We start from the raw sequence: 251 nt of genomic DNA on the forward strand, positions 1-251 counted from the left end.
GACGAGCCCTCCTGCGGGCGGGCCGGCAGTGCGCCCTCGACCAACCTGGGCACCGCGACGGCGTCCCACTCGAGCCCCTTCGAACCGTGGATCGTCAGGATCTGCACGGTGCCGGACTCGGGTTCCTCGGACCGCGGTCCCATGTCGTCTCGACGGGCAGCCGCGTCGATCCAACCTAGGAACGCCCCGAGATCGGCACGGTCGTCGGTGGCGACGAACCCGGACAGCTCGTCCACGAAGGCGTCGAGGAA

Annotated in this window: 1 protein-coding gene; it reads right to left on the minus strand. The window is 70.1% G+C overall.

Annotated features, from left to right (window positions below):
• Positions 1-251, minus strand: a 251-nt coding sequence (locus tag ACEN8I_RS24175; RefSeq protein WP_413331200.1) for a 3'-5' exonuclease, incomplete at both ends; no start/stop codon positions are given.

Origin of the sequence: Polaromonas sp. CT11-55, from assembly GCF_047303325.1 — a bacterium.
Taxonomy (GTDB): Bacteria; Pseudomonadota; Gammaproteobacteria; order Burkholderiales; family Burkholderiaceae_C; genus Polaromonas.